Origin of the sequence: Spongiactinospora sp. 9N601 (assembly GCF_044326295.1) — a bacterium.
Lineage (GTDB): Bacteria > Actinomycetota > Actinomycetes > Streptosporangiales > Streptosporangiaceae > Spongiactinospora > Spongiactinospora gelatinilytica.
In genome coordinates this window covers 506840-523734 of record NZ_JBIRBB010000005.1, presented here as the reverse complement: position 1 = coordinate 523734, position 16895 = coordinate 506840, and the positions used below count along the sequence as shown (strand labels likewise).

General features: G+C 72.0%; 15 protein-coding genes. 8 read left to right on the top strand and 7 right to left on the bottom strand.

Annotated elements, in window-relative coordinates; all coding sequences use genetic code 11:
* The first annotated feature begins 183 nt into the window (after window positions 1-183).
* The 4 genes from ACH34R_RS14775 to ACH34R_RS14760 all read left to right on the top strand — a co-directional run bounded on the left by ACH34R_RS14775 (window position 184) and on the right by ACH34R_RS14760 (window position 5432).
* The gene (locus ACH34R_RS14775; protein WP_397561964.1) at window positions 184-1530 is read left to right on the top strand and encodes an HD-GYP domain-containing protein; all 1347 of its coding nucleotides are present in this window, start codon (window positions 184-186) and stop codon (window positions 1528-1530) included.
* Complete coding sequence (locus ACH34R_RS14770; RefSeq protein WP_397561963.1) at window positions 1527-2807, top strand: HD-GYP domain-containing protein; 1281 nt, start codon at window positions 1527-1529, stop codon at window positions 2805-2807. Before ACH34R_RS14775 ends, ACH34R_RS14770 begins: the two co-directional genes overlap by 4 nt.
* A gap of 1042 nt (window positions 2808-3849) precedes the next feature.
* Entirely contained in the window at window positions 3850-5178 is a 1329-nt protein-coding gene (locus ACH34R_RS14765; protein WP_397561962.1) for an acetyl/propionyl/methylcrotonyl-CoA carboxylase subunit alpha, read from the top strand.
* A gap of 38 nt (window positions 5179-5216) precedes the next feature.
* On the top strand, window positions 5217-5432 hold the full coding sequence (locus ACH34R_RS14760; protein WP_146607828.1) for a biotin/lipoyl-binding carrier protein: 216 nt from the start codon (window positions 5217-5219) through the stop codon (window positions 5430-5432).
* A gap of 12 nt (window positions 5433-5444) precedes the next feature.
* Here ACH34R_RS14760 and ACH34R_RS14755 read toward each other — a convergent pair whose 3' ends face one another.
* Complete coding sequence (locus ACH34R_RS14755; protein WP_397561961.1) at window positions 5445-5837, bottom strand: thioesterase family protein; 393 nt, start codon at window positions 5835-5837, stop codon at window positions 5445-5447.
* A gap of 250 nt (window positions 5838-6087) precedes the next feature.
* Here ACH34R_RS14755 and ACH34R_RS14750 point away from each other — a divergent pair, with 250 nt between their 5' ends.
* A complete protein-coding gene (locus tag ACH34R_RS14750; RefSeq protein WP_397561960.1) occupies window positions 6088-7833 on the top strand; it encodes a protein kinase in 1746 nt (581 codons plus the stop codon).
* 21 nt (window positions 7834-7854) lie between these two features.
* On the opposite strand, the gene ACH34R_RS14745 is transcribed toward ACH34R_RS14750, so the two are convergent.
* The 4 genes from ACH34R_RS14745 to ACH34R_RS14730 are packed head-to-tail and all read right to left on the bottom strand — an operon-like array spanning window position 7855 to window position 12138.
* Window positions 7855-9501, bottom strand: coding sequence for an acetolactate synthase (locus ACH34R_RS14745; protein ID WP_397561959.1), 1647 nt, complete (start codon window positions 9499-9501; stop codon window positions 7855-7857).
* A gap of 41 nt (window positions 9502-9542) precedes the next feature.
* Window positions 9543-10256 (bottom strand): dethiobiotin synthase, encoded by a 714-nt coding sequence (bioD, locus tag ACH34R_RS14740; protein ID WP_397561958.1) that lies wholly within the window; start codon window positions 10254-10256, stop codon window positions 9543-9545.
* Complete coding sequence (locus tag ACH34R_RS14735; RefSeq protein WP_397561957.1) at window positions 10256-10975, bottom strand: GntR family transcriptional regulator; 720 nt, start codon at window positions 10973-10975, stop codon at window positions 10256-10258. The genes bioD and ACH34R_RS14735 overlap by 1 nt, the downstream gene beginning before the upstream one ends.
* Window positions 10972-12138 (bottom strand): 8-amino-7-oxononanoate synthase, encoded by a 1167-nt coding sequence (locus tag ACH34R_RS14730; RefSeq protein WP_397561956.1) that lies wholly within the window; start codon window positions 12136-12138, stop codon window positions 10972-10974. The genes ACH34R_RS14735 and ACH34R_RS14730 overlap by 4 nt, the downstream gene beginning before the upstream one ends.
* 104 nt (window positions 12139-12242) lie before the next feature.
* Between ACH34R_RS14730 and ACH34R_RS14725 the strand changes: the two genes are divergently transcribed.
* On the top strand, window positions 12243-13751 hold the full coding sequence (locus ACH34R_RS14725; RefSeq protein WP_397561955.1) for a sensor histidine kinase: 1509 nt from the start codon (window positions 12243-12245) through the stop codon (window positions 13749-13751).
* A 177-nt stretch (window positions 13752-13928) separates the two neighbouring features.
* On the opposite strand, the gene ACH34R_RS14720 is transcribed toward ACH34R_RS14725, so the two are convergent.
* Together ACH34R_RS14720 and ACH34R_RS14715 are read right to left on the bottom strand one after the other, a co-directional pair.
* Window positions 13929-14183 (bottom strand): WhiB family transcriptional regulator, encoded by a 255-nt coding sequence (locus ACH34R_RS14720; protein ID WP_397561954.1) that lies wholly within the window; start codon window positions 14181-14183, stop codon window positions 13929-13931.
* 286 nt (window positions 14184-14469) lie between these two features.
* Entirely contained in the window at window positions 14470-15441 is a 972-nt protein-coding gene (locus tag ACH34R_RS14715; RefSeq protein WP_397561995.1) for a diacylglycerol/lipid kinase family protein, read from the bottom strand.
* 121 nt (window positions 15442-15562) lie between these two features.
* Here ACH34R_RS14715 and ACH34R_RS14710 point away from each other — a divergent pair, with 121 nt between their 5' ends.
* Window positions 15563-16153, top strand: a complete 591-nt coding sequence (locus tag ACH34R_RS14710; RefSeq protein ID WP_397561953.1) for an ArsR/SmtB family transcription factor — start codon at window positions 15563-15565, stop codon at window positions 16151-16153.
* The gene (locus ACH34R_RS14705; RefSeq protein WP_397561952.1) at window positions 16150-16890 is read left to right on the top strand and encodes an SRPBCC domain-containing protein; all 741 of its coding nucleotides are present in this window, start codon (window positions 16150-16152) and stop codon (window positions 16888-16890) included. Before ACH34R_RS14710 ends, ACH34R_RS14705 begins: the two co-directional genes overlap by 4 nt.
* Window positions 16891-16895 lie beyond the last annotated feature (5 nt).

Below are 16895 nucleotides of genomic sequence, written 5' to 3'. Positions count from 1 at the left end.
TCTGTAGCCTGAAGTGCGAAATCGACGTGGAGGCGGGCGAATGTTGAAGGGTATGGCCACCTGGCTGCTCACAGCACTGGTGCTGTTCGCCCCGGTGGTGGTGGAGCCGAGCGCGAGCGCCGCTCCTCCGGGCATCTCCTGGACGTGAGCACGCGCCTGTAGCACCGGTTGGGTGGGGCAGCATTGCGTGGACTGCCGTGGCCGGCCAGGGCCCACCTGGTCGCCGTTATCGCGGGGGCGCTGGGCCTCTTCGGCCATGCGCTTCTGAGCGGGCGCTTCGCGCGCCCTGACTGGCCTGCACTGCTCGTGCTGGCCCTGCTGTTCCTGGTCTGCGAGTCGGTTCCCGCGCTGCTGCACGTACGGCAGGCGGCCATCTCGGTCAGCTTCTCGGCCGCCCTCGCCGCCGTGGTGCTGGTCGGGCCGGAGGGCGCGGCGCTGGTCGGGATGACCGCGATCTTCAGCGTCCGTCCCGGCCTGGCGCTGACCAAACGGCTCTACAACGGGGCGCAGTTCGCCATCTGCGGCTTCGCCGCAGGGGAGGCGTACCTCCGGCTCGGTGGCAAGCAGGGCGTCCCGGAGATCGCCGGGTTCGACGACCTGATCATGCCGTTCGCCGGGGCGGCGGCGGTCTACGTGCCGCTCAACTTCGCGCTGATCGCGATCATGCTGTCCTTGGCGGGCCAGGTCGAGCGGGTGCCGCTGCGCGGCATGGCCCAGCTCCTGGTCTCCTACCTCGGCTACGCCACCTTCGGCCTGCTGATCGCCGGCCTGTGGGCCACCGTCCAGTCGATCTCCGCGGTGCTGGTGCTGCTCCCGCTGTTCGTGGCGCGCTGGGCGTTCGGCCAGTACTGGGCGCAGCAGCGCTCCTACGACGCCACGATCGCCGCGCTCTGCCAGGCCGTGGAGACGAAGGACTACTACACCCGCGGCCACTGCACCCGCGTCTCGCTGGCGTCCACCCTGATCGCCGAGGAGATCGGCATGGGCCCCGAGCGGCTGCGCGCGATCCGCTACGCCGGCATGCTGCACGACGTGGGCAAACTCGGCGTTCCCACCAAGGTGTTGCAGAAGGACGGGCCGCTCACCGAGGAGGAGTACGCGGCCATCCAGCTCCACCCGATGCGCGGCCTGGAGATCGTGCACGGCATCGACTTCCTCGACGAGGCGTTCGCCGGGATCATGCACCACCACGAGCGGCACGACGGCGGCGGCTACCCGATGGGCCTGGCCGCGGGCGAGATCCCGGAGTTCGCCCGGATCATCGCGGTGGCCGACGCCTTCGACTCCATCACCTCCGACCGCTGCTACCGGGTCGCGCGTACGGTGCCGGTGGCCATGGAGGAGTTGCGCAAGGGGGCCGGGACGCAGTTCGATCCGGTCATGGTCAACGCTTTCGTGCGCGCCATCGAGCGCAAGGGCTGGCATCCCCCGCAGCGCGCCCCCGAAGCCCCGCCCGGCGACGACGCCGAGACCACGCTCAAGGACCACGACGACCCCACCACGCCCATCCAGGTGGTGTCGGAGCGGTGAGCGACGCCGCGCAACCGCCACCGGCCTGGCAACGGCTCGACACCGCGCAGTTGCTGCTCATCTGCGCGGCGGGGCTGGTCTCCGTCGTGGGGATCGCGCACACGGCCGCGGGCGGGCTGCTCGACCCGCCGATCGCGGTCGGCTTCGGCGCGCTGGTCGCCACCGGGGAGCTGGCCAGGCTCACCATGCCGGGCAACCGCGAGGTCGCGCCGATCGGCACCGCGGCGGCGCTGGGCTACACGCTGCTCCTGGACATGGGCGGCCGGCCGGTCCAGCACCCGGCGCTCCAGGTGGTCGCGGTCCTCGCGGTGGGCATGGTGGCGGGCGCGCTGCCGCACCTGGCGGTCGGCCGCACCCCGCGGCTCGACGCGGTGGCCCGGCGGCTGCTCACCGCCGCGCTCCTCGCGCTGGCCTTCCGGCCGCTGGCCGGGCCGCTCTACGACATGACCAAGGGCGACACCGGCACCTGGACCCCGGCGCTCGGCGTGATGGCCCTGATGATCCTCGGGACCATGCTGGCCGACATCGTGATCGCCGCCGTGCTGCGCGCGGTCCAGGTACGCACCGCGCTGACCGTCGCCATTCGCGACGAACTCCGGATGGCCGCCCCGCTCGGCGCCGCCGTCGCCGCCTCCGGCATCCTGCTCGTGCTGGCCGCGCACAGCATGGACATGGCGGCCCTGCTGGTGTTCGCCGCGCCGCTGCTGGTCACCCAGGTCGCCTTCCGCAAGTACGCCGGCATCCGCGCCACCTACCTGCAGACCGTCCGGGCCCTGTCCCGGGTCACCGAGGTCGGCGGCTACGTCGAACCCGGCCACTCCCGCCGGGTCAGCCACCTCGCCGTGGCCGTCGGCCGCGAGCTGGGGATGGCCGAGTCGGAGTTACTCGACCTTGAGTACGCCGCCCTGATGCACGACATCGGCCAGCTCTCGCTGCGCGACCCCATCCCGGGCGGCGCCACCGTCCTCACCGACCCCGAGCAGGCGGCCCGGATCGCCGAACTCGGGGCCGAGGTCATCCGGCAGACGGGCGTGCTCGGCACGGTCGCCGAGGTCGTACGCCGCCAGTGCGAGCCCTGCTCCGCCGACCCGCCGCTGGCCAGCCGTATCATCAAGGCCGCCAACGACTACGACGACCTCGTCGGCGGCTCCACCGACCGCGACCGCGCCGCCGCCGCCCTCGACCGCCTCCGCCTCGGCGCCGGCACTGAATACGACCCCGCCGTCGTCGAGGCAATGTCCCACGTCATCACCCGCCTCAGCCCCCTGCGGTTCTAATGGCGCTCGCTCCGCTCGCGCGGGGGTTGTGCTCATGGCGCTCGCTCCGCTCGCGCAGGGGCCCGGGCGCCTTCAAGGTCGCGTCCTCCGCTCCTCGCTCCCTCGTTCGTCCCTCACTCGATCGCTCGTCGCTGCGGACACGACCGCGCCCGGTCCCGTGCGTGGTCACGGTGGGTGCACCCCTATGGCGCTCGCTCCGCTCGCGCGGGGGTTGTGTTGATGGCGCTCGCTCCGCTCGCGCGGGGGTTGTGTTGATGGCGCTCGCTCCGCTCGCGCAGGGGCCCGGGCGCCTTCAAGGTCGCGTCCTCCGCTCCTCGCTCCCTCGTTCGTTCCTCACTCGATCGCTCGTCGCTGCGGACACGACCGCGCCCGGTCCCGTGCGTGGTCACGGTGGGCGCATCCCTATGGCGCTCGCTCCGCTCGCGCGGGGGTTGTGTTCATGGCGCTCGCTCCGCTCGCGCGGGGGCCCGGGCGCCTTCAAGGTCGCGTCCTCCGCTCCTCGCTCCCTCGTTCGTTCCTCACTCGATCGCTCGTCGCTGCGGACACGACCGCGCCCGGTCCCGTGCGTGGTTACGGTGGGTGCATCCCTATGGCGCTCGCTGCGCTCGCGCGGGGACCGGGCCTGAGCCTTCCACCTGTGAGTTTCGGCCCTGGGTTGGTCGCGACGCGCAGCGTCGCGCTGGGCTTGCGCGAGCGGAGCGAGCGCCGGAGTGGGGTGTACGGGCCGTAACCATGCACGGTCCGGGCGCGGTCGTGTCCGGAGTGAGGAGTCGAAGGAGCGAGGAACGAGCGGATGAGCGACGAATGGAGGGCGCGACCTTAAAGGCGCCCGGGCCCCGCGCGAGCGGAGCGAGCGCCATGAGCACAGCCCCCGCGCGAGCGGAGCGAGCGCCATAAACACTGTAGGAAAGCTATAAAAATGGCCACCCTAGACAGTGGTTTTGGCGGAAAGGTTCCACAGGTCGGCGGTCTTAGGCTGGGAACCCGTTGTAGCCATCCGGTCCCTTTCGCAGGGGCCGCCCGAGTGTGAGGAGCCCGCCAGGTGTTCGAGTCCGTGTTGGTCGCCAACCGGGGGGAGATCGCCCGGCGGATCATTCGCACGGTCCGGCGGATGGGGCTACGGGCCGTGGCCGTGTACTCCGAGGCCGACGCCGACCTGCCGTACGTCCGGGAGGCCGATGACGCGGTGCTGCTCGGTCCCGCCGATCCCCGGCAGAGCTACCTCGATGCCGCCAAAGTGCTGGAGGCCGCGCGGGCGAGCGGGGCGCAGGCCGTCCACCCCGGCTACGGGTTTCTGTCCGAGCGCGCCGGTTTCGCCCGTGATGTCGTGGCCGCCGGTCTGACCTGGATCGGCCCGTCCCCCGAGGCGATCGAGCGGATGGGCGACAAGATCAACGCCCGCAATCTGATGGAACAGGCGGGAGTGCCCGTCGCGTCCGGCACCCGTACCCCGGTGACCGACGCCGAGCAGGCCGTGGCCGCCGCCGCCGAGATCGGCTATCCGGTCATGGTGAAGACCGCGGGCGGTGGCGGCGGGATCGGCATGGGCGTCGCTCGCGATGAGAAGGGCCTGGTCAAGGCGTTCGAGGCGGCGGCCAGGGCGGCTGCGCGGTCCGGTGGGGACCCGGCGATCCTGCTGGAGCGCTACATCGAGCGCGCCCGCCACGTCGAGGTGCAGATCCTGGGCCTGGCCGACGGCCGGGTGGTCGCGGTGGGCGAGCGCGACTGCTCGGTGCAGCGCCGCCACCAGAAGGTGGTGGAGGAGTCGCCGTCCCCGGGGATCACCGAGGACCTGCGCGAGCGCATGCTCAAGGCCGCGGTGCGCGCGGGGGAGGCCGTCGGCTACCGCGGGGCCGGTACGGTCGAGTGCCTGGTCGACGCCGAGAAGCAAGACTTCGTCTTCCTGGAGATGAACACCCGCCTTCAGGTCGAGCACCCGGTGACCGAGCTGGTCACGGGCATCGACCTGGTGGAGGCGCAGCTCAGGATCGCGGCGGGGGAGCCGGTCGGGCCGATCCCCGAGCCGCGCGGGCACGCCGTGGAGTTCCGCGTCTACGCCGAGGACCCGAAGCGTTTCCTGCCCGGCCCTGGCAAGATCGACGTCTGGGAAGAGCCGGCCGGGGAGGGTGTACGCGTCGACTCCGGCTACGCGGCGGGCAACACGGTGACGCCGTTCTACGACCCGCTGCTGGCCAAGCTGTGCGTGTACGGCGAGACCCGCGCCGAGGCCCTGGACCGCGCCCGCCTGGCGATCGCCGGATTCACCGTGACCGGCCCCAAGAACAACCTTCCGTTCTGCGCCGAACTGCTCGACCGGCCCGAGTTCGCGGGCGGCGACTACGACACCGGTCTGGTGTCTCGGATGCGGTAGCGGCCTGGCAGAGTTGGATCCAAGAAGGGAAGTGCCCCGTGGCAGAGATTCGCGCGGAGATGGTGGCGAACGTCTGGAAGATCATCGCCGCCGAGGGTGACACCGTGGAGGAGGGCGACACGATCGTCATCCTTGAGTCGATGAAGATGGAGATCCCGGTCCTGGCCGAAGATCCCGGCGTGGTCGCGCAGATCAAGGTGGCCGAGGGAGATGTGGTACAGGAAGGCGACCTCATCGCCCTGCTCGACGACTGAGCTCCGCACAGATCACCGGCCGCCGGGCGCGGCGAGCCGGGAGAGGAACCTCTCCCGATCCACCACGGCCCGCTCGATCGTGCCGGACCCGACCAGGGTCTCCCCGCTCCGGGCGGTGAAGCCGAAGACCAGCCGCCTGCCGTCCACCTCGGTCAGTTCGGCGCTCACCTCGACGTGCGTGCCGACCGGGCTCGCGGCCAGATGGTCGAGCACCACGCGGGTGCCGACGCTCGTCTGGCCCGGCGCAAGGTGGCCGGCCACGGCCCGGACGGTCATGGCCTCGGCGATGGCGAGCAGTCGCGGGGTGCCGAGCACCGGCACGTCGCCGCTGCCCAGTTTCACCGCGGTGTCCTCGCGCTCGACCATGATGAGTGTCGCGGCGCGAAGCCCCGGAGCCGGTGTCATGCGGGCAAGTCTAGAGGCCGGTGTTCCGGAATAGGCCCACTGGGCTGCGCGGAGCAGGCGATCAGAGTAGGCTGATCGACGCCCTACCCTTTACCACCTATTGGGAAATTCGGCAGCCCCGCGGGTGACGACGGATCGCGGGTTCACCGGGTTTCGTGACCCGGGCGTTATCTCCCTGCGATAGTAATCCGCTTTGTTGGACAGTCCTGGGGTGGGGGATTCTGACGAGACAGGGGGTAACGGGGGAACCATGGTGGCCCAAGGGACGACGCTGGCGGGGCGCTATCGCCTTGACGCCCGCATCGGCGCCGGCGGCATGGGCGAGGTGTGGCGCGGGGAGGACGTGGTCCTCGCGCGGACCGTGGCCGTCAAGGTGCTGCTGCCGGTCCACACCGACGATCCGGGGTTCATGACGCGCTTCCGCAACGAGGCGCGGGCGATGGCCACGATCAACCATCCGGGTGTCGTCGATGTCTACGACTACGGCGTCGATCAGGTACCGGGCGCGGGGGCGCAGACGTACCTGGTGATGAAGTTCGTCGACGGCGAGCCGCTGGACCGGCTGCTGGCCCGGCTGGGCCGCATCCCGCCGGAGGCGGCGATGGAGCTGATCGCGCAGGCCGCCTCGGCGCTTTCGGCCGTTCACGCACAGGGGATCGTGCACCGCGACATCAAGCCGGGCAACCTGCTGGTGCGGGCGGACGGCACGCTCGTGCTGACCGACTTCGGGATCGCCCGCGCGGACACCGCGAGCCGGCTGACCGACGTGGGCATGGTCCTCGGCACGGCCGCCTACTGCGCGCCCGAGCAGGCCGAGGGCGCGCCGGTCACTCCCGCGGTCGACATCTACGCCCTCGGCGTGGTCGCCTACGAGTGCCTGGCGGGCAACCGGCCGTTCGACGGCGACACGCCCGTGACGATCGCGCTCAAGCACATCAGGGAGGCGCCGCCGCCGCTGCCCGCCGACATTCCCGCGCCGGTGCGGCGGCTGGTGGAGCAGGCCCTGTCGAAGGACCCCGCGCGCCGCTTCCGCGACGCGTCGGTGATGAGCGAGGCGGCGCGGCAGGCCGCGCTCGGCGACCCTGACGACGTACGGGGCGCGCACGGCCCACCGGCCGGCCCGGTGGAGCCGATCGGCCCCTACCACGACCACCACGCCGCCCAGCCGGGCGGCCACCAGGAGGCCGCCTCCTACGACACCCCCACCGGCGGCTACGGACCTCCGTCCACCGGCGCGCGCCTCCCCGTCGCGGCGGACGGCCTCGGAGCGCCGCTGACGGCCGCTTCGGCCGCCCAGGCACCAATGGGCCATGACGGCCCGCCGAGCCAGCCCACGGTCGCCTCAGGCGGTTCCGGGGGCGGCGGGCGCAGGAGGGCCGCCCCCGGCAAGCGGCGGGTGGGCCTGCTGAGCACCTCGGTGGTCGCGGCCGTGCTGTGCGTCGGCGGGGTGTCGTTCGCGCTGGCCGACTTCGGTTCCCCCGAGACTCCGAAGCAGGACGTCGTCTCGGTCGGATCCCAGGAGGACCCCGAGCCGACCAAGGACGCGCTGACCTCGCCGACCAACACCATCAAGCCCCGCCCGAGCAGGAGCGGGCGCGAGGCCAGGGCGGTGGAACCGGCCGAGGAGCCCACGCCGGACGCGATGCCGACGCCCACCGTCTCATCCAGCCCGAGCGCGCCCCCGACCAAGACCCCGTCCCCGACGCCGAGCCCCACGCCGCGCCCGAAGAGGCCGGTGCCCGACGTCGGCGGGCTGACCCTCGCCGAGGCCCGCCCGGTGATCAAGGCCGCCGGGTTCAAGGTGCAGGCCCAGCTCAACGGCGGTGGCCAGGTGCTCGCCTGTCACACCGTGGTCTTCCAGGAGCCGGCGGCCGGAGAGAAGCTGGAGCTGGGCAGGTCGATGATGATCCTGTTCGACCCGGAGAACGGCTGCGAGTCGCCCTCGCCACAGCCCACACCGACCCCGTCGCTGTCCAAGGTGCCGGTGGAGCGCTGACCGAGTGTGCGCCGCGGGCCCTCACAGGCCCGTGGTGTTGCGCGGGTAGGCGACGTCCGGGTCGGTGGCGACGTTGACCAGGTACGGCACGCCCGAGTCGAACGCCCTGCGCAGCGCCGGCCCGATCTCCTCGGGCCTGGTGACCAGCTCGCCGCCCCCGCCGAGCGCGGTCACCACCTGGTCGTAGCGGCACTGCGGCTGGAGGTCGGCGGCCACGTCGTAGCCGTACAGCAGCCGCATCGGGTGCTTCTCCAGCCCCCACGAGCCGTTGTTGCCGCAGATCATCACGACCGGCAGCCGGTGGCGGACCAGCGTGTCCACGTCCATCAGTGAGAAGCCCGCCGCGCCGTCGCCGAGCAGCAGCACCACCTGGGAGGAGGGCCGCGACAGCCGGGCGGCGATGGCGTAGCCGAGGCCGGTGCCCAGGCAGCCGTAGGGGCCGGGGTCCAGCCAGCAGCCCGGCTGCCTGGACTCGACGTACTTGCCCGCGTAGGACACGAAGTCGCCGCCGTCGCCGATCACCACGGCGTCGTCGTCGAGCAGCCGGGCCAGCTCGCCGTAGATCCGCATGGGGTGGATGGGGTCGGCGGTGGCGCCGAGAAGCTCCGCGTCGGCGGCGGTGGCGGCCTTGGCCGCTTCGGCCAGCCTGGTCGTCCAGGGGGCGTAGGAGGCCGGATCGACCCCGGCGGTCTCGCAGGCCGCGCCGAGGCCCCACAGCAGCAGGGACAGGTCGCCCGCGGCCGAGCCCACCGTGCCGGTGTGGGTGGCGAGCTGGGACTGCGTGTCGGCGAGGTGGACGACCTTGGCCAGCGGCGCGCCCTCCTTGCCGCCGAACCAGCCGTAGCCGAGCCGGAAGTCCAGTGGCGCGCCCACCACGATGACCAGGTCGGCCTGGCCGAACGCGATGCTCCTGGCCCGGGTGACCAGCAGCTCGTGCCCTGAGGGCACGATGCCGCGGCCCTGGCCGTTGGGGATGACCGGCAGCCGCCACTGCTCGGCGAAGTCGCGGGCGGCCTCTTCGGCGCGGTCCATCCACACGTCGGAGCCGAGCACCAGCACCGGCCGCTCGGCCTCCGCCAGGTGCCGGGCGATCCCGGCCAGGGCGTCGGGGTCGGGTTCGAGCGGAGAGGGGGTGGGGGTGCTCACCGCGTGCGTGGGGACCGGGGAGAACAGGTGGTCCATGTAGAGGTCGAGGAACACCGGGCCGCGGTGCGGGGCGATGGCGGTGCGAAAGGCGCTCTCGACGTCCTGGCCGACGCTCTCGGCCGACGCGGCGGTGAAGGACAGTTTGGTGACCGGGGCGAGCAGTGGCGGGTGGTCCAGCTCCTGGAGCGCCCCGGTGCCCCAGCGGGACTGCGGGGCCCGCCCGCCCAGCACGACCAGCGGAGAGCCGTTGAAACGCGCGGTGGTGATGCCGCTGACGCCGTTGGTGACACCGGGGCCCGCGGTCAGCACCGCGAGCCCGGGCCTGCGGGTCAGCCGGGCGGTCGCCTCGGCGGCGAAGACGGCGCTCTGCTCGTGGCGCACGTCCACGATCGGCATCTTCTCGTGCACGGCGCCGTCGTACAACGGGAAGACGTGCCCGCCGGAGAGGGTGAACATGGTCTCCACGCCGTAGGAACCGGCGACGGCGACGGCGACGTCGCCCGCGTGTCTCGATGCCTCCATGCGGCCGAACCTACCAGTGAGTCACATAGTGGGGACAGTCATCAGGCGAGCCCGGCCCGGAACGCGACGGGGTCGAAACACCCTCCGAGGGCGGGGGAGAGCCCGGCCCTGGCGGCGTCGGCGAAAGCCGTGCGATCCAGCGCCCCGGCCCCCTCGGGCAGCGCCCCGGCGAGCGGCCGGGCGGCCAGCATCTCCAGGTCAGGGACGTTCATCCGCTCGGCGAGCCCCGGCTGCGCCGGCCAGGAGCCGATCACCACCCCGGCGGTCTCCAGCCCGCGGGCGGCCAGGGCCTCCAGCGTGAGCGCGGTGTGGTTGAGGGTGCCGAGCGAGGCCCGCGCGGTGATCAGCACCGGAGCGCGCAGCATCCGCGCGAGGTCGGCGATGGTCGCGCCGTCCTCGTCGAACCGGACCAGCAGCCCGCCCGCCCCTTCGACGATCACCAGCCGGTGCGTCTCGGCGAGTTCGAGGACGCGGTCGGCCACCATCCGCAGCGACACCGGGGGGAGCCCGGCCGCGCGGGCGGCGGCGGCCGGGGACAGCGGGTCGGGAAAGCGGGCCGGCTCGAACGTCGAGCGCGCCCCGGTGAGCCGGATCACCTCGTCGAGGTCACCCGGCTCCGTGGCGCTCACCCCTGTCTGCGCGGGTTTGACCACCGCGACCGAGACATCGCGCGCCAGCGCCAGCGCGGTCACCGCCGCGCTGACCACCGTCTTGCCGACGCCGGTGTCGGTGCCCGTGACGACCAGGATGCTCATCAGGGCCTCCGCAGCCGCGTGACGAACTTGTACCGGTCGCCCCGGTACAGGGACTGCGCCCACTCCACCGGGTTGCCGTCGGCGTCGAAGGCGTGCCGGGTGAGCAGCAGCATCGGCAGCCCGACGTCCACCGCAAGCAACTGGGCGTCGTACGGCGTGGCCAGCACGGTCTCGATTATCTCCTCCGCGTCGGTGAGCCGGACGCTGTAGGCGTTGTGCAGGGTCTCGTAGAGGGACGAGTGGCCTTCGAGCTCCCGGCGCAGCCGGGGGAACCTGCGCGCCGACAGGTGGGTCGTGTCCACCGACATCGGCTCGCCGTTCGCCAGCCGGAGCCGGTGGATGCGCAGCACCCGCCCACCGGGGTTGATGGCCAGCCGCCGTGCGAGCGTCTCGTCGGCGCTCGCGTAACTGATGTCGAGGATCTTGGTGTCCGGTTCCAGGCCGACCGTGCGCAGGTCGCCGGTGTAGGACGTGAGCTGGAGCACCTGGGCGACCTTGGGCTGCGCGACGAAGGTCCCCTTGCCCTGGATGCGCAGCAGCCGCCCTTCGACCACCAGCTCGGTCAGCGCCTGCCGCACCGTGGTGCGGGAGGTGGCGAAGCGCAGCGCGAGCGTGCGCTCCGGCGGCAGGGCGCTGCCCGGCGAAAGGCTCTTGGTCAGATCGAGCAGGCTCCGTTTCACGTCGTAGTACTTCGGAACCCGAGGGGAATCTTCTGTCACGCGTTCACCTTCAATTCGGACACGGCGGTGAGCGCGCGTTTGATCACCGCGAGATCATCGCAACCCAGATCGGCCCGTGCGGTCAACCGCAGACACGAACGGCCTTCTGGAACGGAGGGCGGCCGGAAGCATCCGGCGCGCACTCCGTGGTCCGCGCAGATCGCCACCGCCCGCAGCGCGACCTGCGGACGGCCCAGTACGACCGGCACGACCGCCCCCGCGGGCAGCCCGGGATCGGGCAGGCCGAGCCCGGTGACCATGGCGCCCAGCTCCCGGGCGATGGACCTGGCCCGGCCGGGCAGTTCCGGCGCGCCCTCCACGATCCGCACGGCGGTCAGCGCCGCGGCGGCGCACGCGGGCGCGAGGCCGGTGTCGAAGATGAACGGCCGCCCGGTGTCCACCAGCGCCTCGATCACCTCCGGCGGTCCGAGCACCGCGCCGCCCTGGGAGCCGAACGACTTCGACAGCGTGAGCGTGCGCACCACCCTGGGGTCGCCGGCCAGCCCCGCGGCGTGTACCGCACCCCTGCCGCCCTCGCCCACCACGCCCATCGCGTGCGCCTCGTCCACCAGGAGCAGCGCGCTCTGCCGTACCGCCGCCGCGTGCAGCGCCGCGATCGGCGCGAGGTCGCCGTCCACGGAGAACACCGAGTCGGTGACCACCAGGGCGTGCTCCTCGTCGCGATCGGCCAGCGCCTTCTCCACGGCGGTGACGTCCTTGTGCGGCGTCACCACGACCCGGGCGCGCGACAGGCGGCAGGCGTCCACGATCGAGGCGTGGTTGCCCTCGTCGGACACCACCAGCGTGCCGCGGCCCGAAAGGACGGTGACCGCCGCCAGGTTGGCCAGATAGCCGGAGGAGAACACCAGCGCGGCGGGCGCGCCGGCGAACCTCCGCAACGCCTCTTCCAGCTCCGCGTGCAACGTGGTGGACCCGGTGACCAGCCGGGAGCCGGTGGAGCCGGTGCCCCAGGCGATGGCGGCCTCGGCCGCGGCCCGCGCCGGCCGCGGGTCCCTGGCGAGGCCCAGATAGTCGTTGGAGGCGACGTCGATCACAGGGTCGCCGGGGGCGCGGGGCCGCAGCGCGCGTTTGAGCCCCGCTGCCGCACGGGCGGCTGCGGCGTCCCTAAAACGCGCCAACGGGTCTGACCGGGTGGGGTGCATACCGCATTGTCGCAAGTACCGCGCGCGTGTTCGGCAACGGGTAGTGACATGGCGTGCGCGCGCCCGGTTTGGACCCGGAGCGCTACAGCACGCATGATGCACAGGTGCCGACACTCAGCGACCTCGCGGTCAGCCACACCGCACTCGACCACGCCGACCTGGACTGGATGCACTCGCTGGTCTCCGACTGGCAACTGCTCGCCGACCTGTCCTTCGCGGACCTCATCCTGTGGGTGCCGCTGCGTGACGGGTCCGGCTGGATCGCGGTCGCGCAGATGCGCCCGACCACCGGGCCGACCGTCTACCACGACGACGTGGTGGGGTCGGTGGTGGCCAAGGGCGAGCGTCCGCTCATCGACACGGCCTGGGACGAGCGGCGGATCTGCCGCGAGGGCGACCCCGACTGGTCCAGCGGCGTGCCGGTGCGCGAGGAGACGATCCCGGTACGCCGGGCCGCCGTCGAGGGTGGCTACGCGGCCGAGGTGCCCGCCGGCAGCTTCGTCGGGGTGATCCAGCGCTCGACGAACCTCTCGTCGGCCCGTACGCCCTCCCGGCTGGAGCTGACGTACCTGCAAAGCGCCTCCGACCTGGCCCAGATGGTGGCCGAGGGCCGCTTCCCGTTCTCCGGCGACGAGCCGATCCTGGTGCGCTCGCCGCGCGTCGGCGACGGCCTGCTGCGGCTCGACCGCGCGGGCCGGGTCACCTACGCCTCGCCCAACGCCCTGTCGGCCTACCGCCGCCTCGGGCTCAACGCCGACCTGGTCGGGGCCGAACTGGGCAAGGTCACGGCCGCCCTGTGCTACGGCGACGAGCCGGTGGACGAGTCGCTGATGATCGTGGCGGCCGGGCGCGCGCCCCGGGAGACCGAGGTCGAGTCGGGCGGCACGATCGTGCAGTTGCGGGCCATCCCGCTGATCGTGGGCGGCGGCAGGATCGGCGCGCTGGTGCTCATCAGGGACGTCACCGAGCTGCGCAGGCGTGAGCGGGAGCTGATGACCAAGGACGCCACGATCCGCGAGATCCACCACCGGGTGAAGAACAACCTGCAGACCGTGGCCGCGCTGCTGCGCCTCCAGGCCAGGCGGCTTCAGGTGCGCGAGGGCCGGGAGGCCCTGGAGGAGGCGGTACGCCGGGTCGGCTCGATCGCCATCGTGCACGAGACGCTGTCGCACGCCCCTGAGGAGTTCGTCGACTTCGACGACATCGCCGACCGGGTGATCGCCATGACCGGGGAGGTCTCCTCGCCGGAGGCGCAGGTCACGCCGCGCCGGGAGGGGTCGTTCGGGGTGCTGCCCGCGGCGATCGCCACGCCGCTCGCGATGGTGCTCACCGAGCTGCTGCAAAACGCCATGCAGCACGGTTTCGCGCAGCAGAGCGGGCGGCTGTCGGTGGTGGTGTCGCGCGCGGCCGAACGCCTGGACGTGCTGGTGGTGGACGACGGGAAGGGCCTGCCCGCCGACTTCGACCTGGAGAACTCGACCAGCCTGGGGCTACAGATCGTGCGCACGCTGGTGGTGAGCGAGCTGTCCGGGCGGCTGCGCGTGGAACCGCGCGAGGGCGGGGGCACCGAGGTCGGGCTGTCGTTGCCGCTGCCGGCGCCGCCGAGCCAGTGAGCGTCCGGGGCGGCCGGTCTGTCGGCCTTTGGACGACCCCGTGTCACCCGGTGTGGGATCGCACACATATACTGCGTCCCCGAGTGGCAATCAAGTGCCACTTGGGGACGTAGAGAGGTTCGTAATCGTCTGTCGCGATGTTCGAGATGATGGTGGCGTTTGCGGTCAGGGGGCCGGTCAGACGTTGGCGCGAGCGCGGGCACGGGCGGTACGCCGCTTGAGCGCGCGGCGCTCGTCCTCGCTGAGCCCGCCCCAGACGCCGGCGTCCTGCCCGGACGACAGCGCCCACTGCAGACAGGCCTCGGAGACCGGACACTGACGGCAGACCTGCTTTGCCTCTTCGATCTGCAGCAGAGCGGGCCCGGTGTTGCCGATGGGGAAGAACAACTCGGGGTCCACGTCACGGCAGGCAGCTACGTGGCGCCAGTCCATGCGGTCCACTCCTTCGTCAGGTGGAGCTCGGTCGGCTCCGGTCGTCTCATACTTTGTGAAGAGTTTCACTAACTCCTGCGAACGACCTCCCGGGCCTTGATGGGCACAGGATCGGCTGTTCAGTGATCGCCGGTGGGCGATTGGGCCGGGGTTTCTGGCTCAAACGTCCTACGTTCCGACGTCAACTTGAGATTGTCAGCCACGCTGAGTGCACGCAAGAGGTTTGGGGCGAAGTTTTGCTGGAAATAGCTGTCGGATGCGTCACACTATGACGCAAAGTAGCCACCTAGAGCAGAACTTGTAACGCGGCAGGGACGGACCGGTAGGTCACCTGCTCGCGTTCCCCAAGGTAGTCGCCGTCGAGCTGGAATGCCACAGGGCGCGACGCGGTGAGGGTGAACTCCGCCTCGTCATGGAGCTGGGTCAGGTGCCCGCCGCTGGGCAGCCGGTCCGGCTCGCCCACGATCTGGGGCGCGGTACGCAGGATCGCCGCCATTCCGAGCCGGCGCAGGCCCAGCAGATCGAGCCCGGTCTCGAAGCTCGCCCAGGGGGTCGGGCTGACCGGGTGGTCGCCGATGTAGGTCCACGGTGTGGTATTGCAGATGATCGCCAGGAACACCCCGTCCGCCTCGGGGATGCCCGGCCCGCGCAAAGTCATCGGGGGATTACGGCGATCTGTCATGAAATAGTGGCGCAGCATGGTGGTGACATAACGGGCCGGTGTCGCCCGGAAACCCGCCCCGCGCAACCCCTCCACCGCTCGGATGACCTCGGCGTCGAACCCCATCCCCGAGCAGAACGTGAAGTACCTGCTCTGCTCTCCCCAGCTCGCCTGCCCCAGCCCCACCACCCGGCGGCGGCCCTCGCGCAGCGCCTCCAGCACCGCCCCGGTCGCCTGCACCGGGTCATTGGGCAGCCCCAGGGCCCGCGCGAACACGTTGGCGCTCCCGCCGGGGATCACGATCAGCCCCGGCCGCTCGTCGGCGCCGCCACCGAGACCACCACCGCCGTTACCGCCGCCGACCCGCCCGTTGATCGGGTTGAGCAGCCCGTTGACCGCCTCGTTGATCGTCCCGTCGCCGCCCAGCACGGCCACCGCGTCAAAGCCCTTGGCATGCGCGGTCGCGGCCAGCGTCGCCGCGTGCCCCCGGTATCCGGTCTCCTCCACTGACAGATCGACCGCCGCGCCCAGCGCCCGGATCAGCACATCGCGGGTGCGCGCGTTCGTGGTCGTGGCCTTGGGGTTCACCAGGAGCATGGCTCGCACCCCGCCAGCGTATCCATTTGCCGCCATATGTCGTCCGGCTACCCGCGCAGGTGCGCGCCATGGACCGATGGACGTATTGACAGGAAAATTTGTCTAATGGAGAATGGGCCGCATGGCACGCAGGAGGCTGCTGGATGAGCCGGAGCGGTTGCGGCAGGCGCTCTCGCCGTTGCGGCGGCGGATTCTGGCGCGGCTGCGCACGCCCGGCTCGGCGGCGCAGCTCGCCGCGGAGTTCGAGATGCCCCGCCAGCGGGTCGGCTACCACCTGCGTGAGCTGGAGGCGCAGGGCCTGGTCGAGCTGGTGGAGGAGCGGCGCAGGCGCGGGTTCGTGGAGCGGGTGCTGCGGGCGACCGCCGAGGCGTACGTGGTCGATCCCGATGTGCTGGGCGGGCGCGGCGAGGGTGCGGTGGCCGGGCTGGACCGCCACGCGGCCGAGCACCTGGTGGCAGTGGCGGCGCGGATCGTGCGCGACGTGACCCGTATGCAGACGGCGGCCGAGCAGGCGGATGTCCGGCTGCTGACGTTCACCCTGGAGAGCGAGGTCCGGTTCGCCGCGCCGGGCGACGTCCACCGGTTCACCGACGCCCTGGCCGCCGCGCTGGGCGAGGTCGTGGCGGCATTCGACACCCCGGGCGGCCGGCCGTACCGGATCATGGGCGCCGGCCATCCGGCGCCCGCAGACCCCGAAGGAGCGGACACATGACAGTACGCATAGAGGTCACCATCGGCGCGCCGCCCGACCAGGTGTGGCGGGCACTGCGCGACCCCGAGCTGATCCGGCGCTGGCACGGATGGCACTTCGGCGAGGCCGGATCCGGCCTGGACGAGGAGATCCGCTTCATCTATGTCGACCATGTCGCGGAAGAGGACCCGGAGGGGCGCGTGCTGGTCCTCCAGGACAGCGACCGGTTCACCCTGCACGAGACGGCAGACGGCGGCACGCTCGTGCGGATCACTCGCGCGCCGCGCGGCGCCAACCCCGACTGGGACGCCTACTACGACGACATCACCGAAGGCTGGACCGCGTTCTTGACCCAGCTCCGCTTCGGCGTCGAACGGCACGGGCTGGCAGAGCGGCGCACGGTCGCGCTGACCGGGGCGCTGCGCGATCCCGCGGCCTCGATGCTGGACGCGCTCGGGCTCGGCGCGGTGGCGGACCTGCCCGTGGGCTCGCCCTACAAGGCCGAGGCCGTGCCCGGCGACGTGCTGGAGGGCGAGGTCTACGCCGTGGCCGGGCACCAGCGGGCGCTCACCGTCGCCGGTTTCGGCGACGGCCTGCTCCTGGTCGGCGGGCGCGGCGGCATCGGGGCGCTGCTCACCCTGTACGGCACGCCCGACGACAGGTTCGGCGACATCGAACACCGCTGGACATCATGGTGGGAGACCGTGAAAACGCCGGAGGGCGGCGCTGGAGCGGAGACTGAGGGGCTCGGGCAGTAGGCTCG

Excerpts from the sequence above, each read along its gene's own strand:
- ACH34R_RS14730 (WP_397561956.1), bottom strand. The coding sequence starts at position 12,138 with ATGCACCCCACCCGGTCAGACCCGTTGGCGCGTTTTAGGGACGCCGCA.
- ACH34R_RS14745 (WP_397561959.1), bottom strand. The coding sequence starts at position 9,501 with ATGGAGGCATCGAGACACGCGGGCGACGTCGCCGTCGCCGTCGCCGGT.
- bioD (WP_397561958.1), bottom strand. The coding sequence starts at position 10,256 with ATGAGCATCCTGGTCGTCACGGGCACCGACACCGGCGTCGGCAAGACG.
- ACH34R_RS14710 (WP_397561953.1), top strand. The coding sequence starts at position 15,563 with ATGGCACGCAGGAGGCTGCTGGATGAGCCGGAGCGGTTGCGGCAGGCG.
- ACH34R_RS14715 (WP_397561995.1), bottom strand. The coding sequence starts at position 15,441 with ATGCTCCTGGTGAACCCCAAGGCCACGACCACGAACGCGCGCACCCGC.
- ACH34R_RS14720 (WP_397561954.1), bottom strand. The coding sequence starts at position 14,183 with ATGGACTGGCGCCACGTAGCTGCCTGCCGTGACGTGGACCCCGAGTTG.
- ACH34R_RS14705 (WP_397561952.1), top strand. The coding sequence starts at position 16,150 with ATGACAGTACGCATAGAGGTCACCATCGGCGCGCCGCCCGACCAGGTG.
- ACH34R_RS14750 (WP_397561960.1), top strand. The coding sequence starts at position 6,088 with ATGGTGGCCCAAGGGACGACGCTGGCGGGGCGCTATCGCCTTGACGCC.
- ACH34R_RS14755 (WP_397561961.1), bottom strand. The coding sequence starts at position 5,837 with ATGACACCGGCTCCGGGGCTTCGCGCCGCGACACTCATCATGGTCGAG.